Source organism: Mycolicibacterium boenickei (assembly GCF_010731295.1).
GTDB classification, from domain to species: Bacteria; Actinomycetota; Actinomycetes; order Mycobacteriales; family Mycobacteriaceae; genus Mycobacterium; species Mycobacterium boenickei.
In genome coordinates, this window is sequence record NZ_AP022579.1 from 1 (window position 1) to 15,783 (window position 15,783).

Below are 15,783 nucleotides of genomic sequence, written 5' to 3' on the forward strand. Positions count from 1 at the left end.
ACATCGACATCGATCTCGGCACCGGGCGACGGCTGACCGGCACGGTCTCCCCGTGTTCGGCGACCGGCTGGTGTCGGTGACGTATTCAAGCTCGACGGCAAGCACCTGCTGCAGTCCTGGATTCCGTTGCTGGCGTTGGCCGCAGGACTTCCGGACCAGGACTGGTCGGCGGTGTGCATCGGGCGTCCCCGGCGCGGCGACACCCGCGGGTCGAGGACTGGGCCGTCCGGATGATCCGGTCGCGCTGCTGGCCGATCTGGTCGCCATCTACGACGCGGGCCGCCGGGAGCCGTTGCCGCTGCCCATCAAGACCTCCTACGCGTGGGCAGCCGCGCGGCACGCCGGCGACGAGGCGTGAAGCCGGATTCCGCTGGCGCAGCGGTAGATTCCCGGCGAGGATGAGGCGCCGGCACATGTGCGGGCGTGGGGTCGCGGCGCGCCGTTGAGCCGGCTGGCCGGGTTGGGTGAGTATTCGGGCGGCTGTGGCTTCCGCTGCTGCAGGCCGAAAGGTCGCCCCGGTGAAGGTATTCGATCTGCTCGGGCCGTTGCCGCAGACCAACAGCACCACGGTGCTGGAGGCCAGCGGTACCGGCAAGACCTTCGCGCTGGCCGGGTTGGTGACGCGGTTCGTGGCAGAGGCGCGGCGACGCTGGATCAGATGCTGCTGATCACGTTCGGCCGGGCCGCGAGCCAGGAGCTGCGGGAGCGGGTGCGGGCCCAGATCGTCGGGGCCCTGGCGGCCCTGGAGGATCCGTCCCGCGCCGACAACGACCTGCTGCAGTACCTGATCGCCGAGGACCAGCAGGCCCGCGGGCAGCGGCTGCGTGATGCGCTGGCCGGTTTCGACGCCGCGACCATCGCCACCACGCACCAGTTCTGCCAGATCGTCCTGAAGTCCCTTGGCGTGGCCGGCGACAGCGATTCGGGTGTGACTCTGGTCGAAAGTCTTGACGAGCTGGTGTGCGAGATCGTCGACGATCTGTATCTCGCGCATTTCGGGGCTCAGCGGGATGTCCCCGAGCTGGGGTATGCCGAGGCGCTGCGGCTGGCCCGGGTCGTGGTGGCCAACCCGGCCACCGAGCTGCGGCCACGGGATCCCGAGCCCGAGTCCCCGGCCGGGATACGTCTCGGTTTCGCCCGGGCGGTGCTGGCGGAGCTGGAGATTCGCAAGCGGCGCCGCGGCGTGCTGGGGTACGACGATCTGCTGACCCGGCTGGCCGGGGCGCTGGCGACGGAAGAGTCGGCGGCCCAGGTCCGGATGGCGCAACGCTGGCCGATCGTGATGGTCGACGAGTTCCAGGACACCGATCCGGTGCAGTGGCAGGTGATCGAGCGGGCGTTCTCCGGGCGGTCGACGCTGATCCTGATCGGCGATCCCAAGCAGGCGATCTACGCGTTCCGCGGCGGGGACATCGACACCTATCTGCGGGCCGCGGCGACCGCCGGGGACAAGCAGACGCTCGGCACCAACTGGCGCAGCGACAGCGTGCTGGTGGACAGCTTGCAGGCGGTGCTGCGCGGCGCCGAGCTGGGCGGACCGGACATCGTGGTGCACGACGTGCAGGCCAATCACCAGGGGCATCGGCTGGCCGGGGCGCCGCACAACGATCCGTTCCGGCTGCGGATGGTGACGCGAAACCGCACCGGCACCAAGGTGATTCCGATCGCCGACCTTCGTGACCACATCGGCAAGGATCTGGCCGCCGACATCGGGGCGTTGCTGACCAGCGGTGCGACCTTCGACGGCAGCCCGCTGCAAGCGCGCGACGTCGCGGTGATCGTCGAGACCCACAAGGACGCCCGGGCCTGCCACACCGCGCTGCTCGAGGCCGGCATCCCCGCGGTCTACACCGGGGATTCCGATGTGTTCAATTCCGAGGCCGCCGAGGACTGGCTGTATCTGCTGGAAGCGTTCGACCAGCCGCACCGCCCCGGCCTGGTGCGGGCCGCGGCGGCCACGATGTTCTTCGGCGAGACCGCCGAAACCCTTGCCGCGGGCGGGGATGCACTGACCGACCGGGTCGCCGACACCCTGCGCACCTGGGCCGGCCAGGCCCGTGAGCGCGGCGTCGCGGCGATCTTCGAGGCCGCGCAACTGGCAGGCATGGGCAAGCGGGTGCTGTCCTGGCAGGGCGGTGAGCGGCTGATGACCGACGTGGCCCACCTGACTCAGCTGCTCGGTGACACCGCGCACCGGGAAGGTTTCGGGCTGGCCGCGCTGCGGGACTGGCTGCGCACGCAGCGCTCCGAGGGCGGCGGCACCTCCGAGCGCAACCGCCGTCTGGACAGCGACGCCGCTGCGGTGCAGATCATGACGGTGTGGGTCAGCAAGGGCCTGCAGTTCCCGATCGTGTACCTGCCGTTCGCGTTCAATCGGTATGTGCCGGAACCCGATCTGGTGTTGTTCCACGACGACGGCGTGCGCTGCCTGCAGGTCGGCGGCCCGGATCCAGCGGTGACCCGGGCCGGGCGGACCGAGGCAGCCGCCGACGACAGCCGGCTGACCTACGTGGCGATGACGCGGGCCCAGTCCCAGGTGGTCGCGTGGTGGGCGCCGTCGAACGACGAGCCGAACGGCGGCCTGTCACGGCTGCTGCGCGGGCGCGCTCCCGGCGAGGCCGCGGTGCCCGACCGGTGCGTGCCTGCCAAGGTCACCGATGAGGACGCGTTGGCCCGGTTGCGGGCGTGGGAGGCCGAGGGCGGTCCGGTGCTGGAGCAGTCGGTGATCGTCCCGGCCCCGCCGGTCCCCACGCGCCCGTTCCAGATGACCTGGCGGCGCGGCACTTTCACCGCTCGATCGACACCGCATGGCGGCGCACGTCGTACTCGGGGCTGCTACGCGCGGCCGAGGACGACGGCGATACCGGGGTGTCCAGCGAGCCCGAGGTCGCCGAACTCGACGACGAGTCGACCGACATCGCCGTCGTCGCTCCCGCCCAGGGCGCCGACCTGCCCTCCCCGATGGCGTCGCTGCCCACCGGGGCGGCGTTCGGCTCACTCGTGCACGCGGTGCTGGAGACCGCCGACCCGCTGGCCGCGGATCTGTCTGCCGAACTGCTGACCGAGGTGCGTAAGCACGCCGCCCGCTGGCCCGTCGAGGTCGAGGCCGATGAACTGGCTGCGGCCCTGCTGCCCATGCACGACACCCGTTGGGGCCGTTGGCGCCCGGCGTGACGCTGCGGCAGATCGGGATGGCCGACCGGCTGTGCGAGCTGGATTTCGAATTCCCCATGGCCGGGGGCGATCTGCGCGGCGGCGACTTCGCCCGGTTGGCCGATGTCGGCGCACTGCTCGATCAGCACCTGCCCGCCGGCGATCCGATGGCCGTCTATGCCGAGCGACTGACGACCGGGCTGTTGGGCCGTCAGCCGCTGCGCTATCTGTCCGGTTCGGTGGACGTGGTGCTGCGGATCGAGCATCGCTTCGTCATCGTCGACTACAAGACCAACTGGCTGGGCACCGGTGACGAGCCGCTCACCGCGGCCGACTACGGGCGGGACCGGATGGTCGAGGCGATGCTGCACTCGGACTATCCGCTGCAGGCGCTGCTGTACAGCGTTGTGCTGCACCGGTTCCTGAGTTGGCGGCTGCCCGGCTACGACCCGGCCACCCATCTTGGCGGGGTGATGTACCTGTTCGTGCGCGGGATGTGCGGGGCGCAGACGCCCGTCGTCGACGGACACCCGGCCGGGGTGTTCAGCTGGGAACCGCCCGCGCCGCTGGTGATCGCGATATCGGAGCTACTCGATCAGGGAGCCGGGTGATGCTGGACGCTTTCGCCGAGATTCAGGCCCGCCGATGTGCGTGGCCCAACGGTTGAGCACCCTCGCCGAGGAAAGCACGCCGTCGGTCGTCCTGGCCCTGGCGCTGGCGGTGCGGGCCCTTCGCGGCGGCTCGGTCTGTGTCGACCTGCGGGCGGTCGCCGAACAGACCCAATTGCCGGACCTGCCCTGGCCGCAGCCCGACGAGTGGTTGGCGGCCGTGGCGGCCAGCCCGCTACTGGGCGCTCCGCCGGTGCTGCGGTTGTTCGGGGACCTGCTGTACCTCGACCGCTACTGGTTGGAGGAGCAGCAGGTCTGCGACGACGTGCTGACGTTGGTGGGTGCGCAGCCGGCCGGATCGGCACCCGATGTGGCGCGGTTGTTCCACCGGGGTTCGAGGAGCAGCGGGCCGCGGCGAAAGTGGCGTTGTCACAGGGGCTGACGGTGCTGACCGGTGGGCCCGGCACCGGCAAGACCACCACGGTGGCGCGGCTGTTGGCGCTGCTGGCCGAGCAGGCCGCGCTGGCCGGCCTCCCGTCGCTGCGGATCGCGCTGGCCGCGCCGACAGGTAAGGCCGCGGCCCGGCTTCAGGAGGCCGTGCAGCTTGAGGTGAACCGGCTCGACGCCGTGGACCGGGAACGGATCTCGGGCCTGCAGGCCACCACGCTGCACCGGCTGCTGGGGCCCCGCCCGGACACGTCGTCGCGGTTCCGTCACCATCGGGCGAATCGGTTGCCGCACGACGTGATCGTCGTCGACGAGACCTCGATGGTGTCGCTGACCATGATGGCGCGACTGCTGGAGGCGGTGCGTCCGCAAACCCGGCTGCTGCTGGTCGGCGATCCCGATCAGCTGGCGTCGGTGGAAGCCGGCGCGGTGTTGGCCGATCTGGTCGAGGGGCTGGGCTCGCGTGGGGTGGCGGCCCTGCAAACCTCGCACCGGTTCGGTGAATCGATCGGCGCGCTGGCGTCAGCAATCCGGGCCGGGGACGCGTCCGGCGCGGTGGAGGTGCTGGCGGCCGGGGGCGAGCACGTCGAGTGGGTGTCCTCGGACCCGGCCGAGCGCTTGCGGGAAGTGCTTGTGCCGCTTGCGTTGCGGCAGGCGGCGATCCTCGGGGATGCGCGCGCGCCTGGCCATTCTCGACGAGCATCGGCTGTTGTGCGCGCGGCGCGGTCCGTTCGGTGTCGCGCAATGGAACCGCCAGGTGCAGCGGTGGCTGGCCGAGGCGACCGGTGAGCCCATGTGGGCGTCGTGGTACGTGGGCGGCCGATCCTGGTGACCGCCAACGACTATGGGCTCAAGCTGTACAACGGCGATACCGGCGTCACCGTCGCCACCCCGACGGCTTGCGGGCCATCGTGGGTGGGACCGCGGGTGGGTCCGCGTCGTTCGCGACCGGTCGGCTCACCGAGGTCGAGACCATGCACGCCATGACGATCCACAAGTCCCAGGGCAGCCAGGCCGACGAGGTGACCGTGCTGCTACCGCCGGAGGACTCCCGCCTGTTGACGAGGAGCTGTTCTACACCGCGGTCACCCGGGCCAAGACGCGGGTACGCGTCGTGGGATCCGAAGCGGAGATTCGCGCGGCGATCTCCCGGCAGGCAGTCCGAGCGACCGGCCTGCGAAAGCGGCTGAAGCTCTAAACGGCGCGTCCGGCGAAAACGCGCCGGAGATGAGGCCGATCACGATTGCCAGGGTGGGCAAGCCCATCGCGACAGCCGTGACGACGCCGGCGACCGCGCCGATGCCCAGCACCAGCAGAAGTACGCCCACAAATGCACCGACCATTGCACGCCCTTTCCTATGACAGCGATCACAATGTACCCCCTCGGTGGGCTGAATCACATACGGATCACGCACCAATTCGGTTAACGATTTCGCGGCAAAATGTATAGCTGAGCTTGGTATATGCCTTGTTCAGCGGATGTCAGCGAACACGGACGCGGCGCTATCCGGCACCCGAGACGCTCAGCGCCCAGAACACCAGCGCGTTGAGCGCCAGAAAGCTCAGCAACGAAATCGCGAAGGCGCGCCCCCACCAGCGTCTGGGTGCGGCGAACGGCAACACCAGGGCCCAGAACAGGCTGACCGGCACCGAGATGAGCACGCCGAAGACGATCCCGTAGCCGTGCGGATCCGTGGCCGGGTTCGTGTCGAACGCCGAACCCAGCATCGCGTAGACGATCAGCGCCCAGAACGCCGCCGCGCAGCCGCCGATGACGCCTGCGACCCAGCGGATGCCCAGCACGACTTGGTCGTGCTGGTTGAGCGGCGGCTGCACATAAGCCTGAGGTGCGAACGCCTGGGGTCCGTACCGGTCCACCCACTCGTGCGGGTATTCCTCTGGCGGTGTCTGCTCCGGCAATCCCCGATTCGGCGTCCTTACCAGGATATGGGCGCCACGAGGGCTCGACAGGCACCGATTTCGGCCGTCAGACGGTCAGCGCCACCGATTGCCCGGCCAGCGGCTCGTACACCGCGTACTGGAACAGGGCATCGAGAATCGGCTCCACCAATCCGTCCCACGGTGTGGCCTGCACCGGATCTGTCGAGGCGAACGGCAGCACCACCGCGGTAGCGGTACCAGACGCGGTGGGAATCTCGATGCTCTCCTGCGGCGCGCCGTACACGCCGGTTTCGGTGCCGTTGTACATGTCGTTGATCCAGCCGGCCGAGATCGTCTTGACCGCATCGACGTTCTGCGGTTGCGAGAAGCCGGCGATGAGGTACTCGGCGAACTGCAGGATGGGGTTGGCCCCCTGCAGTCCGTCGATGTGACGTCCGCCGACCAGCATCACGCCGTTGAACTCGCCGGGCCGCGCGGCCTGCAGTTCCTGGCCCACCGTCCCGTTGCGGTTCCACACATAGGGCTCGGACGAAATGAGCAGCACCGGACGGTAATTGGCACCGGTCAGCTGGTTCAGCGCGTCGGGCATGTCATTGTGGGTGTCCACCGCGTCGAGCAGCACCACCCCGGCCAGGTCGTCGACCGCGCCGTTGTCGACCATGCGGCGGCGCCGGTGACCAGCATTCCGCCCAGGAATGCCCGACCAGCACGAACGGACGGCAGTGTGACGGGGTGGCCCGCCGCCGCGCTGGCGCTCGCGGTCAGTTCGGGCCGGTCGTCGGCGAACAGGTCCGCGACGGACTGCTGCATCGGTTCCCCGCCGATCCATTCTCCGTTGGTGTCGAAGAGGTTTGACGACAACGTCGGTACCACGACGATGCTGTTGGTCTCCTCGGCCAGGTACGCCGCGGTGTAGCTGTACATCGGCCCCGTCGCCATGAACCCGTGCTGCAGATAGATGACGCCGGTGGCCGAGTCCGGGTCCTCCGGGAAGTACCAGTCCGCGCGCACGGTCTGGTTGGTCCCCGGCATGTCCAGCGTCGAGGTGCGGACGGTGACGTTGCTGCCCGGCGGGAGCACCGGTGGCCCGGAGAACACCTGCAACGCAGCGCCGACCACATTGAACACCAGCGAGCCGACGATGTTCACCAACGGCGCGGTCCGCGGCGCGGTGACCGGTGCCGACCGACGGTGGCGGCGGCCAGTTGGGCGATCGGCCGCGTCACCGGTTGATCGACAACGGTTTCGCCGCCCGATCGGTGAGGCCGGTGAGCAGGGCGCGTCCGTCGGTGGCGATGCGGTCGACGACGGCGTTCACCTGCGCCGGCGGCGCCTTCTGATCGACGCGGTGGGTGACGGCGTCGATCGCCTCGGCGATGTCGGGTGCCGCCGTCTCGGCCATGGTGGCGTCGGCGACCGCAGGCGGCTCGGGGGTGTCACGTTTCGTCGTGGCCTTGGGTCGTGTAAGTGGTTGCGCCGAGCGGATGTTCGGCACCCGGTCGGCAACCTCGGTCAGTGCGGTGCGTACCTGGGTCCGGAGGTCGTCGACCGCGTCGCGGACCTCGGAGGGCTTCGGCAGAGACTTCGGCACGGACAGCCGCGGGCGCTGACCCACCGGCGCATCGTCGGCCCGCCGCGGCTCTTGCTTGCGCGGGCCGAAGCGGGTCGGCTTGTCCCGGTGCTTCGTCGGCTTGTCAGAGTCGTTGGTGGACTGCGTGGTTGACTTCTCGCGGCCGGGGTCGGCATGAGCCGTCGACACCGCGCCCGCGATCAACCCCATCCACAGGGCGAGAACCACAACGCCCCACCCCATTGCCGTGAACACATGAATTGCCCGCCCCCGTTTGGTCACTCAGGCACGCTAACCGGCCTCACCGCCCGTTCGCAGGAAAATGCACAAATCCGTTTAAATGTTTCTTTAAGTGCTCACAGTCCCCGGTGCATCGCCACGCGTCCGTCATACTGAAACCCCATTACGCAGCGAATCAGGACAGTCGATTGTCAGCACCAGAACGCCGACCCCGGGGACGTCCGGTTGGTGGCGGCAACACCGCCGAGCAGTCCCGCGAGGTGTTGATGGATGCCGCCGAGCACCTTTTCGTCACCCGCGGGTACCGCGCCTCGACCATGGAGGTCATCGCCCACGAGGCCGGCTATTCACGCACCGCGATCTACCGGCAGTTCGCCAACCGCAACGAGCTGATCGCGGCCATGGTGCAGCGCACCACCCAGCGGCACATGGCGTCGATCCTCACCCGGATACCCGAGGGCGCCGGTCCCGTCGATCTGCTCGTCGAGAGTCTGGTCATCGTCGCGACCGAGCTGGTGGCCGACCCGCTGCTCAACACGATCGCCGACCAAACCTCCGAAGGCACGATCGCATCGTTGATCGCCGGTGATTCGGACCTGACCGAGTTGGTGCAGACCACCATCGAGGCCATGATCGCCGACGATGCCGGTCAGTTCCGGCCCGGCCTGCACGCACATGACCTGGCGCAGTTCATCATTGCGACGGCGCTGGGGTTCCTGGTGAAAGCGGTGCCCGGCATGGCCGACCCCGCCGTGGCGCGCAGCTACATCGAGACGTTCATCCTGCCGGCCGTCGTGAAGAAACCCCCGCCGCCGCGTCAGGTGTTCCCCTAGCCGCCGACCGTCATTCCCGTTCTCCGCCATAGGCACTGGCATCCTCCAGGATGGATTGCAGCTTGTCCGCGGGACCTGAGCCATGGCCTTCGCGCTCCTCCAGACGCAGGTCCGGAGCGCTGGTGTTCTTGTCCCCCAACGGCAATCCGTCGGGCCCCACCGGACCGAGGATCTGCGCGGGATTCGGCGCGCGCGGATCGGCCACTTGCAGTGGACCATCGCCGGGGCCCGGTTGTGCACCTGGCGGAGCCGGCGGTGGCGGCGGCGCTGCAGGCAGGTTCTCGCCGGGCAGCGACGGCAACGGCGGTGTCTCGGTTCCAGACTGCCCGTCAGGTGCCAGTGGCGGCAGTTGCGGTGCCCCGCCCTGCCCGATCGGCGGCAGGGCAGGCGCGGCGCCAGGTCCCTGCGGTGGCGGAGGTGGAGCTTGGCCTTGCCCGGGGCTGACCGGGCCTTCGCCCGGACCGTCCCCCTGGCCGATGCCCTGCCCCGGCGGGGGCGGCAGAGCCGGCGGCGGTGGCGGCGGTTCGGGCGTCACGACGGCGGGTCCGGTCGGCGGAGGTGGAGGCGGGGCGTGCATGGCGGCCAGTTTGCGTTCCAGCCGCGGCTTGGCATCGGCACGCACTGCCCGTCGCTCGTCATTGGGATCGGTGTTGTACAGGAAGCACCCGTCGGGAGCGTCCTTGACCACGGCCAGCGCGTCGTTGTAGAGCCGGTCGGCATCTTTGGGGCGGCCGGACCGCACGGCCAGGTCGGCCAGCGTTTCCCGGACCAGTTCGAGATTGATCCGCACCGGGCAGGAGTCGGCGCCGTCGAAGCTCTCCAGTGCCTCGCTGAACCGCTTCTCCGCGTCGTCGAGTTTGCCTTCCAGCACCAGCAGATCGCCTTCGGCGAACGCGATGCTGCCGGCTTCGATCACCCCGAACTTCTTCAGTTTGTCGACATCGATCCGCAGCGCCTCGATGTCGTGCCGGTTGAACGAGTCGACGGCGGAGTTCCCGACCACCACCACCGAGATCAGCCCGGCGACGACGACCGCCAGTAGTGCGGCGACGGGCACGGTGTAGAGGAACAGCCTGCGGCGCAGTCGAAGCCGCCGCTGCGACGGGTTGAACCACGCCACCGTGCGACGGCGGGCGAGCTGCAGGAAGTGACGCAGGAACGGAATGATCTGGCCCAGTATCTGGTTCGGCTTCTGACGCAACATCATTGGGCCACCACGTCCTCGGCGGTGAGGTCGCGCCGCGACAAGCGGTTGCGCCGCACCTCGCGAACCATCAACACCGCCTCGATGGACAACAGGGCGGCGCTGATCAACGCGAACACCCAGTACCACTCGGTGCGTCCGACGAGCGGATCCTGGTCACCGCTGATCTCGCCGCCGTCGACCAGTCCGCCCGAGGCGACCGGTGGCAGCACCGGCACGATGTCCTGACCGGCCTCACGGTGAAAGTATCTGACGCCGAAGCTCTTCGCGATTTCCTGCAGCCAGACCTCCTCGAGTCCGGAGCGGATGATCGCGCCGGTGTTCGGATCACCGAGGTAGTTTTTGTGCCCGTTGGCGTAGCTGTGCGGAATCGGCCCTCCGGCCGGGGTGCCGTAGCCCAGCACTGCCCCGCCCTTGAACAGATCCTCGGAGATGTCGAAGGTGCCCGCTTTGACCTGGTCGCCCTTGATGCCGTCACCGAAATAGAACACCAGGCTCTTCGACTCGGGGTAGGCCTTCTTCGCCGCCTCGAGTTGTTGGCGCAGCAGATCATTGGCCGCCACCGGGTCGATGAAGTTGAAGGAGTCGTAGGGCGTCAGGGAGTACGCGGACAGGTTCTTGGTGTAGGCCTCGAAGCTGTCGGTGTCGGGCGACAGCGGCCAGTTGACCTTGGCCTTGCTGGCGAATCCGATCAGGCCGAACCGGGCCGTTCGGTACTTCTCCATCAGCGCGGCGATGTCGGCGCGGATGCCCTCCATGCGCGCCTGCCCGTTGCCGTAGTCGGGTATCCGCGAGGTCACCGATCGGTCGACGACGAAGAACACGTTGATGTCGGAGACCGCGCCGCCGGCGGCGGAGGCCTTGCGATCGCCGTCGTCGGCGATACCTGGCCGAAACGCCGCGAGCACCAACAGCAGCGCGGCGAATGTCAGTCCGAGCCAGCGCAGTACGACGGGCCGGTAGCGGCCCGGCGTGGTGCGGACCAGCAGCTGATAGAGGGTGAACACCCGCACGGCCACGATCAGGAAGGCCAGAATCGCGAGCAGGTAGGCAGGCAGGACCGGGGCGAAGTTCATCGGCGCAGCACCCCCAGCCCGACGGACAGCGCCAACGCCGCCACGACCGCGATGGCCAAGGGCACCGTGGGGATGTCGAAGTAGCGCTTCGAGTCCTGGTTGATCCCGAGGTACCGCGGCGCAGGCGGGTTCTGGTTGATCTTGTCGAGGGCGCCGTTGAGGATGTCGTTGGCGCCGCCCGAGGATCCGGTGCCTGCCGGGTTGTAGAGCGAGAAGTTCCCCTTGGTGGCGTCGGTCAGTGCACGCAGGGAATCGTTGCCGGACTGGCTGATCTGTTGGACGTCGGCCCGCGAGATCGCGTTGATCTGGATCCCTTCACGCTGCGCGATGGCCAGCACCTGAGATTGGTCGTAGAGGGACGGCCGTTTCTCGTCGTCGGCGCGGAACTTGCTGTAGCCGATGTAGACGAGCTGGCGGCGGTGGGACCCGCTGCTGGGCCCGAATCCCGCCAGGCACATGGCGAGGGTGTCTTCGAGGCTCGGCGCGTAGTCGACGTACTTGACGGGACGGGAGAACGCCTCGAGGCCGGCGGCCAGTTCGAGTTTCTGTTCCACCGGCACGTTCTGGTGGGTGTCGAGTTTGTGCTGAATCCCGGCCAGGCCGGCGAAGTAGCGCATCCGCTGCTCGGCGAAGGCGTTGTCCCGGGTGATCGGCAGCGCACGCAGGTTCTGTGAGGTGATGCCGAACGAGGTGCTGGTGGCGTCCTTGGCCTTCCCGGCCCAGTAGTTCAGGAAATCAGCGGTGGTCGGGTCGTTGACGGGCTGGCCGACACACAACATGACGTCGCGGGGGTAGGCCGCGTCGTAGCCGTCGTCGGCCGATGCGAGCTTGGCAGGCCGGGCAGCGGCGACGAGGGCGCCCAGGAAGGCGATGGCCACCATCGATCCCACGACAGCCATCGAGATCAGGTAGATGCGCTGGACCCGGGCGAATTCGGGCAGCCGCGTCAGGCGGCTCACGTTGGCCAGTGGTCGCATCCGGCGCTGTACCTTGGCCACCGGCAGGCGCCAGGCGATGGCCACGGCGATGGCAAGGCCCAGCACGCCGAGGATGAGCAGCCAGCTCCATCTCAGGTCCATGCGTGGATCAACTCCTCGGCCGAGCGTCCCAAAGCCAGTACGTCAGCGCGGGATTCGGGATTGAACTGCGCGTCCTGCAGGAGCGTCAGCAGCGGGACGGCGTCGGAAAGCTCGCTCTGGGCGAGGTGTTCGGTCAGCAGGTTCTTGGCGTACACCCCGGTGCGCAGGTACAGGAAGCTGCGCAGGGTGTGGTTGTAGGCAGTGGCCGCGCCTTCGCGCGACAGCTCGCGCCGGCCGTAGCGCGCGGTCGTCTCTTCGATGGCACGGGTGAACCGGCGCCGGGTCAGGTTGGCGTGCCAGTCGCGAAGGACGGGGATGGTCCGCAGCCGGTGCGGCGGCAGGGTCCAGATCACGACGCCGGCGCACCAGGCCACCAGCGCCACGATGATCACGGCGGCCAGCACCAGCCACCATCCGGACGGGGCGAGCGGTCCGCCGATGAACCTCAGCAGGTCATCACCGGGCATTGCTGTACACCTCCGTCAGGTGCGTGATCCGGTTGCGGACTTCGACGCTGCCGCCGATCCGGACGAAGGGCACCGCCATGCGTTCGAAGAACCGGTCGAGCTCGACCATCCGCTGCTGCTCGGCTCGGCGGTAGGCGTCGACCACGGCCCGGCCCAGAGTGGTGCCGTCGGGGACGAACCGTCCGGTGCCCACGTCGTAGCCGTCCATCTCCCCCTGGTCCGCTCCGACGGCGGGCATGTCCGAGATCGCCACCCACAGCAGCTCGTGGCGCCCGGCCAGTCGCTTGACGGCTTCCTCAAGTTCGGCGGAGATCTCCGGCTCATCGGCGATGACGACCATCAACAGCCGTGAACGATGGCTGTGCGCGACGTAGTTCAGCTGGGTGATGACGCGGCTTTCCCCGACGTCGCCGACGCTGTGCGACACCAGCTGCTCGAGCATGCCCTCAATGTGGTTCTCCCCCTTGCGGCTTCGCACTGTGACGCTGCCGCGGGCGTCCCCGTACACCATGCCGAGCTCATCGGAACGGCTCATGCTGATCATCCCGATGACACCGGCCACCACGCCGGCGACGTCGCGTTTGAACTCGCCGCTGGGCGCCAGCGCCGACATGTTCCGTCCCGTGTCGCAGACCACCAGGATCTTGTGGTGCTTCTCGGTGACGAACTTGGTGACCAGGGTGTCGCTGGAGCGCGCCGAGGCCTTCCAGTTGATGTCGCGGATGTCGTCGCCGGGCACGTACGGACGCAGGTCGTCGAACTCCAGCGTCCGGGTGTGCAGCAACGCGTGCTTGCCTCCTTGCAGCATGCTGCGGCTGACGTTGCCGAAGAACTGCCGCGAACGGTTGAGGTGCCTACCCATCGCCGGACTATCCGGGTACCGGGACCGCTTGCAGCACCTGGTCGATCACGGACTCCGGGGTGACCTTGGCGCTGACTGCCTCGAAGCCGAGGATGAGCCGGTGTCGCAACACCCGGTAGGCCACCTTGTGGATGTCCGGCGGCAGAACGTGATTGCGACCGGCGATCAGCGCGGCGGCGCGCGCCGCGCTGACGAAGGCGATCGTGGCGCGCGGGCTGGCGCCGTATTCGATCAGCCGGGCCACCTCCGGGCGCAGGAACTGATGCGGTTCACGGGTGACGTGGACGAGCCGGCTGACGTACTGCATCAGCAGCGGGTCCATGTGCACGTTGCGGGTGGTGATCTGCAGGCGCCGAATGGTTTCCAGGTTGACGACCGCCCGCGGCACGCCCGTGCGGTCGTAGACCCCGCGGTCTCGGCGCTGCAGCACCTCGACCTCCTCGTCGGGCGTCGGGTACCGCAGGACCTCTTTGAGCATGAACCGGTCGGTCTGGGCTTCCGACAGCGGGTAGGTGCCCTCCTGGTCGACGGGGTTCTGGGTGGCGATCACCAGGAACGGCTCGGGCAGCGGGTATGTCGTTCCCGCGATGGTGGTTTGGCGTTCCTCCATCGCTTCGAGCATGGCGCTCTGCGATTTCGAGCTCGACCGGTTGATCTCGTCGAGCAGCACGATGTTCGCGTGCACCGGGCCCAGCTGGGTCTTGAACTCCGCGGCGGTCGAATCGTAGATCTGGGTGCCCAGGATGTCGCTGGGCAGCAGGTCCGGCGTGCACTGGATCCGCTGGAAACTCCCCGCGATCGCATCCGAGAGGGTGCGCGCCGCTGTGGTTTTCGCCAGACCCGGCACGCTTTCGAGCAGAATGTGGCCGCCGCCGAGCAGGCCGATCAGCAGCGTCTCGCGCAGTTGCTCCTGCCCCACCACCTTGGCACCGAAGGCATAGCCGATCTCGCGGACCGCCTGCATCGCGAGTTGCAGTTCCTGATTACCGGGCTGAACCCGGTTGGTCAGTGTCGTACGTTCCCCCGCATCCGCGCCGGGCTGTTGAAGTTCCACTAGGTCTAGTCCTTCTCGTAGATGTAGGTCGGGGGATTCTTGGTGAGATCGACATAGCCGCGCAGTTCGATCCGCACGTTCTCGTCGGTGATGGTGTCGCGCGGGTCGATACCCTGTGCGCTCAGCTTGAAATCGACAGCGCCGGTGATGTCGGCGTGGCCGTCGAGTCCGTCCCCGTAGACCTGCGACCCGATTCGCAGCATCACCTTGTCGGTGTTGGTCGGCGGCGTCCAGCGTGCGGTCCCGTCGACGAGGTAGTAGCTGCGAATGTAGGCGTCGCCCTGTGGGCAGTTGGGCGGCGAGAGCGACGTGGACTTGGCGCACTCGGTCATCGCGTCCAGAATCGCCTTGTCGGCAGCCTTTTTCCCCTCCTCGCTGACTTCCAGTGCGAAGTCCGCCCTCTCCTCGGGCTCCTTGTACGAGGTTCCGGACAGCAGGTAAGCGTCCCGCCCGTACTTCAGGTCGATGTTCGGGTTGGTACTGGTCACCTCGATCGCCCCGGGGAACAGGTAGGCGATGCCCGAGGCGGGCAGCGGCTTGCCGAAAATGCTCACCGACTCCAGCAGCGCGCTGGAGCCCTCGGCCTTGTCCTTACCGAAATTCAGTGAGTACGTCGGGTATTCGACCTTGAACAACCCGTCGGACGACTGCTTGACCGGGATCTCCTCATCGAGCGCCTGGTCGCCGAAATTGGCCAGGACATGCACGGTGCTGCTGTCCTCGCCGACGATCCGGACATCGGTGATCGGCATCTTCTCGATCTGCTTCTTGAGCACCTCGTCGGTGAGGAAGGTCTTGTCGGGCGGTTCGTTGATGCCGAACGACAGTGCCTTTTCGGCATCACCTTTTGCCAGCGCCTTCAGATAGCCCTTGACCGCGCCGCCGGCCGTGGTGGCATCCGAATCGGAATCCCCGACGGACACAACGATCCCGACGACCACCGCGACGATGACCACCACCGCACCGGCGACGATGCCGAACAGCCTGCGCCGATTCTTGGGCGGGGCGCTGTAGGACGGCGGCTGGAAGGACGGGGCGCCAAAGGCGGGTGCGCCACCCGGAAAGGGCGCGTTGCCCGGCGGATTCGGGTAGCCACCACCGGAGAACGGCGGTGGGCCGGAGGGGCCGGGCGGCGGGGCGCCGAAGCCGCCACCGAAACCACCGCTCCCCGTTGGGGGTCCGGGTACATACGGAGGTGGCGGCGGGAAGGCCTGCGGTGGCTGCGGCGCACCACCGCTGCCACCGATGGGATTGTCTCCCCCGAAGTTGGTCACCGCGCCTCCCTGTC

12 protein-coding genes and 3 pseudogenes are annotated in these 15,783 nt (G+C 68.3%); 4 read left to right on the forward strand and 11 right to left on the reverse strand.

The genetic code is table 11. The features are described from left to right. Positions 1–2: 2 nt before the first annotated feature. The 3 pseudogenes from G6N57_RS00005 to recD all read left to right on the forward strand — a co-directional run. Positions 3–522, forward strand: a pseudogene (locus G6N57_RS00005) (exodeoxyribonuclease V subunit gamma); the annotation flags it as partial. After that, a pseudogene (gene recB, locus G6N57_RS00010) lies at positions 519–3,764 on the forward strand (exodeoxyribonuclease V subunit beta). The pseudogenes G6N57_RS00005 and recB, both read left to right, overlap by 4 nt. After that, positions 3,764–5,406 (forward strand): annotated as a pseudogene (recD, locus tag G6N57_RS00015) (exodeoxyribonuclease V subunit alpha). Before recB ends, recD begins: the two co-directional pseudogenes overlap by 1 nt. 305 nt (positions 5,407–5,711) lie before the next feature. Here the strand turns inward: recD and G6N57_RS00020 are convergent. The 4 genes from G6N57_RS00020 to G6N57_RS00035 all read right to left on the reverse strand — a co-directional run bounded on the left by G6N57_RS00020 (position 5,712) and on the right by G6N57_RS00035 (position 7,962). Then, positions 5,712–6,128 (reverse strand): hypothetical protein, encoded by a 417-nt coding sequence (locus G6N57_RS00020; protein WP_163646553.1) that lies wholly within the window; start codon positions 6,126–6,128, stop codon positions 5,712–5,714. Positions 6,129–6,195: 67 nt separating this feature from the next. Next, positions 6,196–6,771 (reverse strand): hypothetical protein, encoded by a 576-nt coding sequence (locus tag G6N57_RS00025; RefSeq protein ID WP_163646555.1) that lies wholly within the window; start codon positions 6,769–6,771, stop codon positions 6,196–6,198. Next, positions 6,684–7,238 (reverse strand): hypothetical protein, encoded by a 555-nt coding sequence (locus G6N57_RS00030; protein ID WP_163646557.1) that lies wholly within the window; start codon positions 7,236–7,238, stop codon positions 6,684–6,686. The genes G6N57_RS00025 and G6N57_RS00030 overlap by 88 nt, the downstream gene beginning before the upstream one ends. A gap of 94 nt (positions 7,239–7,332) precedes the next feature. Next, complete coding sequence (locus tag G6N57_RS00035) at positions 7,333–7,962, reverse strand: hypothetical protein (protein ID WP_163646559.1); 630 nt, start codon at positions 7,960–7,962, stop codon at positions 7,333–7,335. Positions 7,963–8,108: 146 nt separating this feature from the next. Between G6N57_RS00035 and G6N57_RS00040 the strand changes: the two genes are divergently transcribed. Then, a complete protein-coding gene (locus G6N57_RS00040; protein WP_234815767.1) occupies positions 8,109–8,753 on the forward strand; it encodes a TetR/AcrR family transcriptional regulator in 645 nt (214 codons plus the stop codon). A 10-nt stretch (positions 8,754–8,763) separates the two neighbouring features. On the opposite strand, the gene G6N57_RS00045 is transcribed toward G6N57_RS00040, so the two are convergent. From G6N57_RS00045 to G6N57_RS00075, 7 genes are all read right to left on the reverse strand, one after another. Continuing rightward, positions 8,764–9,960 carry a tetratricopeptide repeat protein gene (locus G6N57_RS00045; RefSeq protein ID WP_163646561.1) on the reverse strand — a complete coding sequence of 399 codons (1,197 nt, stop codon included), beginning with the start codon at positions 9,958–9,960 and terminating at the stop codon, positions 8,764–8,766. Continuing rightward, a complete protein-coding gene (locus G6N57_RS00050; RefSeq protein ID WP_077742309.1) occupies positions 9,957–11,033 on the reverse strand; it encodes a vWA domain-containing protein in 1,077 nt (358 codons plus the stop codon). The genes G6N57_RS00045 and G6N57_RS00050 overlap by 4 nt, the downstream gene beginning before the upstream one ends. Next, positions 11,030–12,112 carry a hypothetical protein gene (locus G6N57_RS00055; RefSeq protein ID WP_077742310.1) on the reverse strand — a complete coding sequence of 361 codons (1,083 nt, stop codon included), beginning with the start codon at positions 12,110–12,112 and terminating at the stop codon, positions 11,030–11,032. Before G6N57_RS00055 ends, G6N57_RS00050 begins: the two co-directional genes overlap by 4 nt. Beyond that, positions 12,103–12,579 (reverse strand): hypothetical protein, encoded by a 477-nt coding sequence (locus tag G6N57_RS00060; protein ID WP_077742311.1) that lies wholly within the window; start codon positions 12,577–12,579, stop codon positions 12,103–12,105. Before G6N57_RS00060 ends, G6N57_RS00055 begins: the two co-directional genes overlap by 10 nt. Next, positions 12,569–13,441 (reverse strand): DUF58 domain-containing protein, encoded by an 873-nt coding sequence (locus tag G6N57_RS00065; protein ID WP_077742312.1) that lies wholly within the window; start codon positions 13,439–13,441, stop codon positions 12,569–12,571. The genes G6N57_RS00060 and G6N57_RS00065 overlap by 11 nt, the downstream gene beginning before the upstream one ends. Before the next feature lie 7 nt (positions 13,442–13,448). Beyond that, the gene (locus tag G6N57_RS00070; RefSeq protein ID WP_077742647.1) at positions 13,449–14,405 is read right to left on the reverse strand and encodes an AAA family ATPase; all 957 of its coding nucleotides are present in this window, start codon (positions 14,403–14,405) and stop codon (positions 13,449–13,451) included. 95 nt (positions 14,406–14,500) lie between these two features. After that, the gene (locus G6N57_RS00075; protein ID WP_077742313.1) at positions 14,501–15,769 is read right to left on the reverse strand and encodes a DUF4878 domain-containing protein; all 1,269 of its coding nucleotides are present in this window, start codon (positions 15,767–15,769) and stop codon (positions 14,501–14,503) included. Positions 15,770–15,783 lie beyond the last annotated feature (14 nt).

What these genes read in the sequence shown, in the direction of transcription:
- G6N57_RS00060 (WP_077742311.1), bottom strand. Translation starts at nt 12,579, where the DNA reads ATGCCCGGTGATGACCTGCTGAGGTTCATCGGCGGACCGCTCGCCCCG.
- G6N57_RS00025 (WP_163646555.1), bottom strand. Translation starts at nt 6,771, where the DNA reads ATGGTCGACAACGGCGCGGTCGACGACCTGGCCGGGGTGGTGCTGCTC.
- G6N57_RS00070 (WP_077742647.1), bottom strand. Translation starts at nt 14,405, where the DNA reads ATGCAGGCGGTCCGCGAGATCGGCTATGCCTTCGGTGCCAAGGTGGTG.
- G6N57_RS00045 (WP_163646561.1), bottom strand. Translation starts at nt 9,960, where the DNA reads ATGATGTTGCGTCAGAAGCCGAACCAGATACTGGGCCAGATCATTCCG.
- G6N57_RS00065 (WP_077742312.1), bottom strand. Translation starts at nt 13,441, where the DNA reads ATGGGTAGGCACCTCAACCGTTCGCGGCAGTTCTTCGGCAACGTCAGC.
- G6N57_RS00050 (WP_077742309.1), bottom strand. Translation starts at nt 11,033, where the DNA reads ATGAACTTCGCCCCGGTCCTGCCTGCCTACCTGCTCGCGATTCTGGCC.
- G6N57_RS00055 (WP_077742310.1), bottom strand. Translation starts at nt 12,112, where the DNA reads ATGGACCTGAGATGGAGCTGGCTGCTCATCCTCGGCGTGCTGGGCCTT.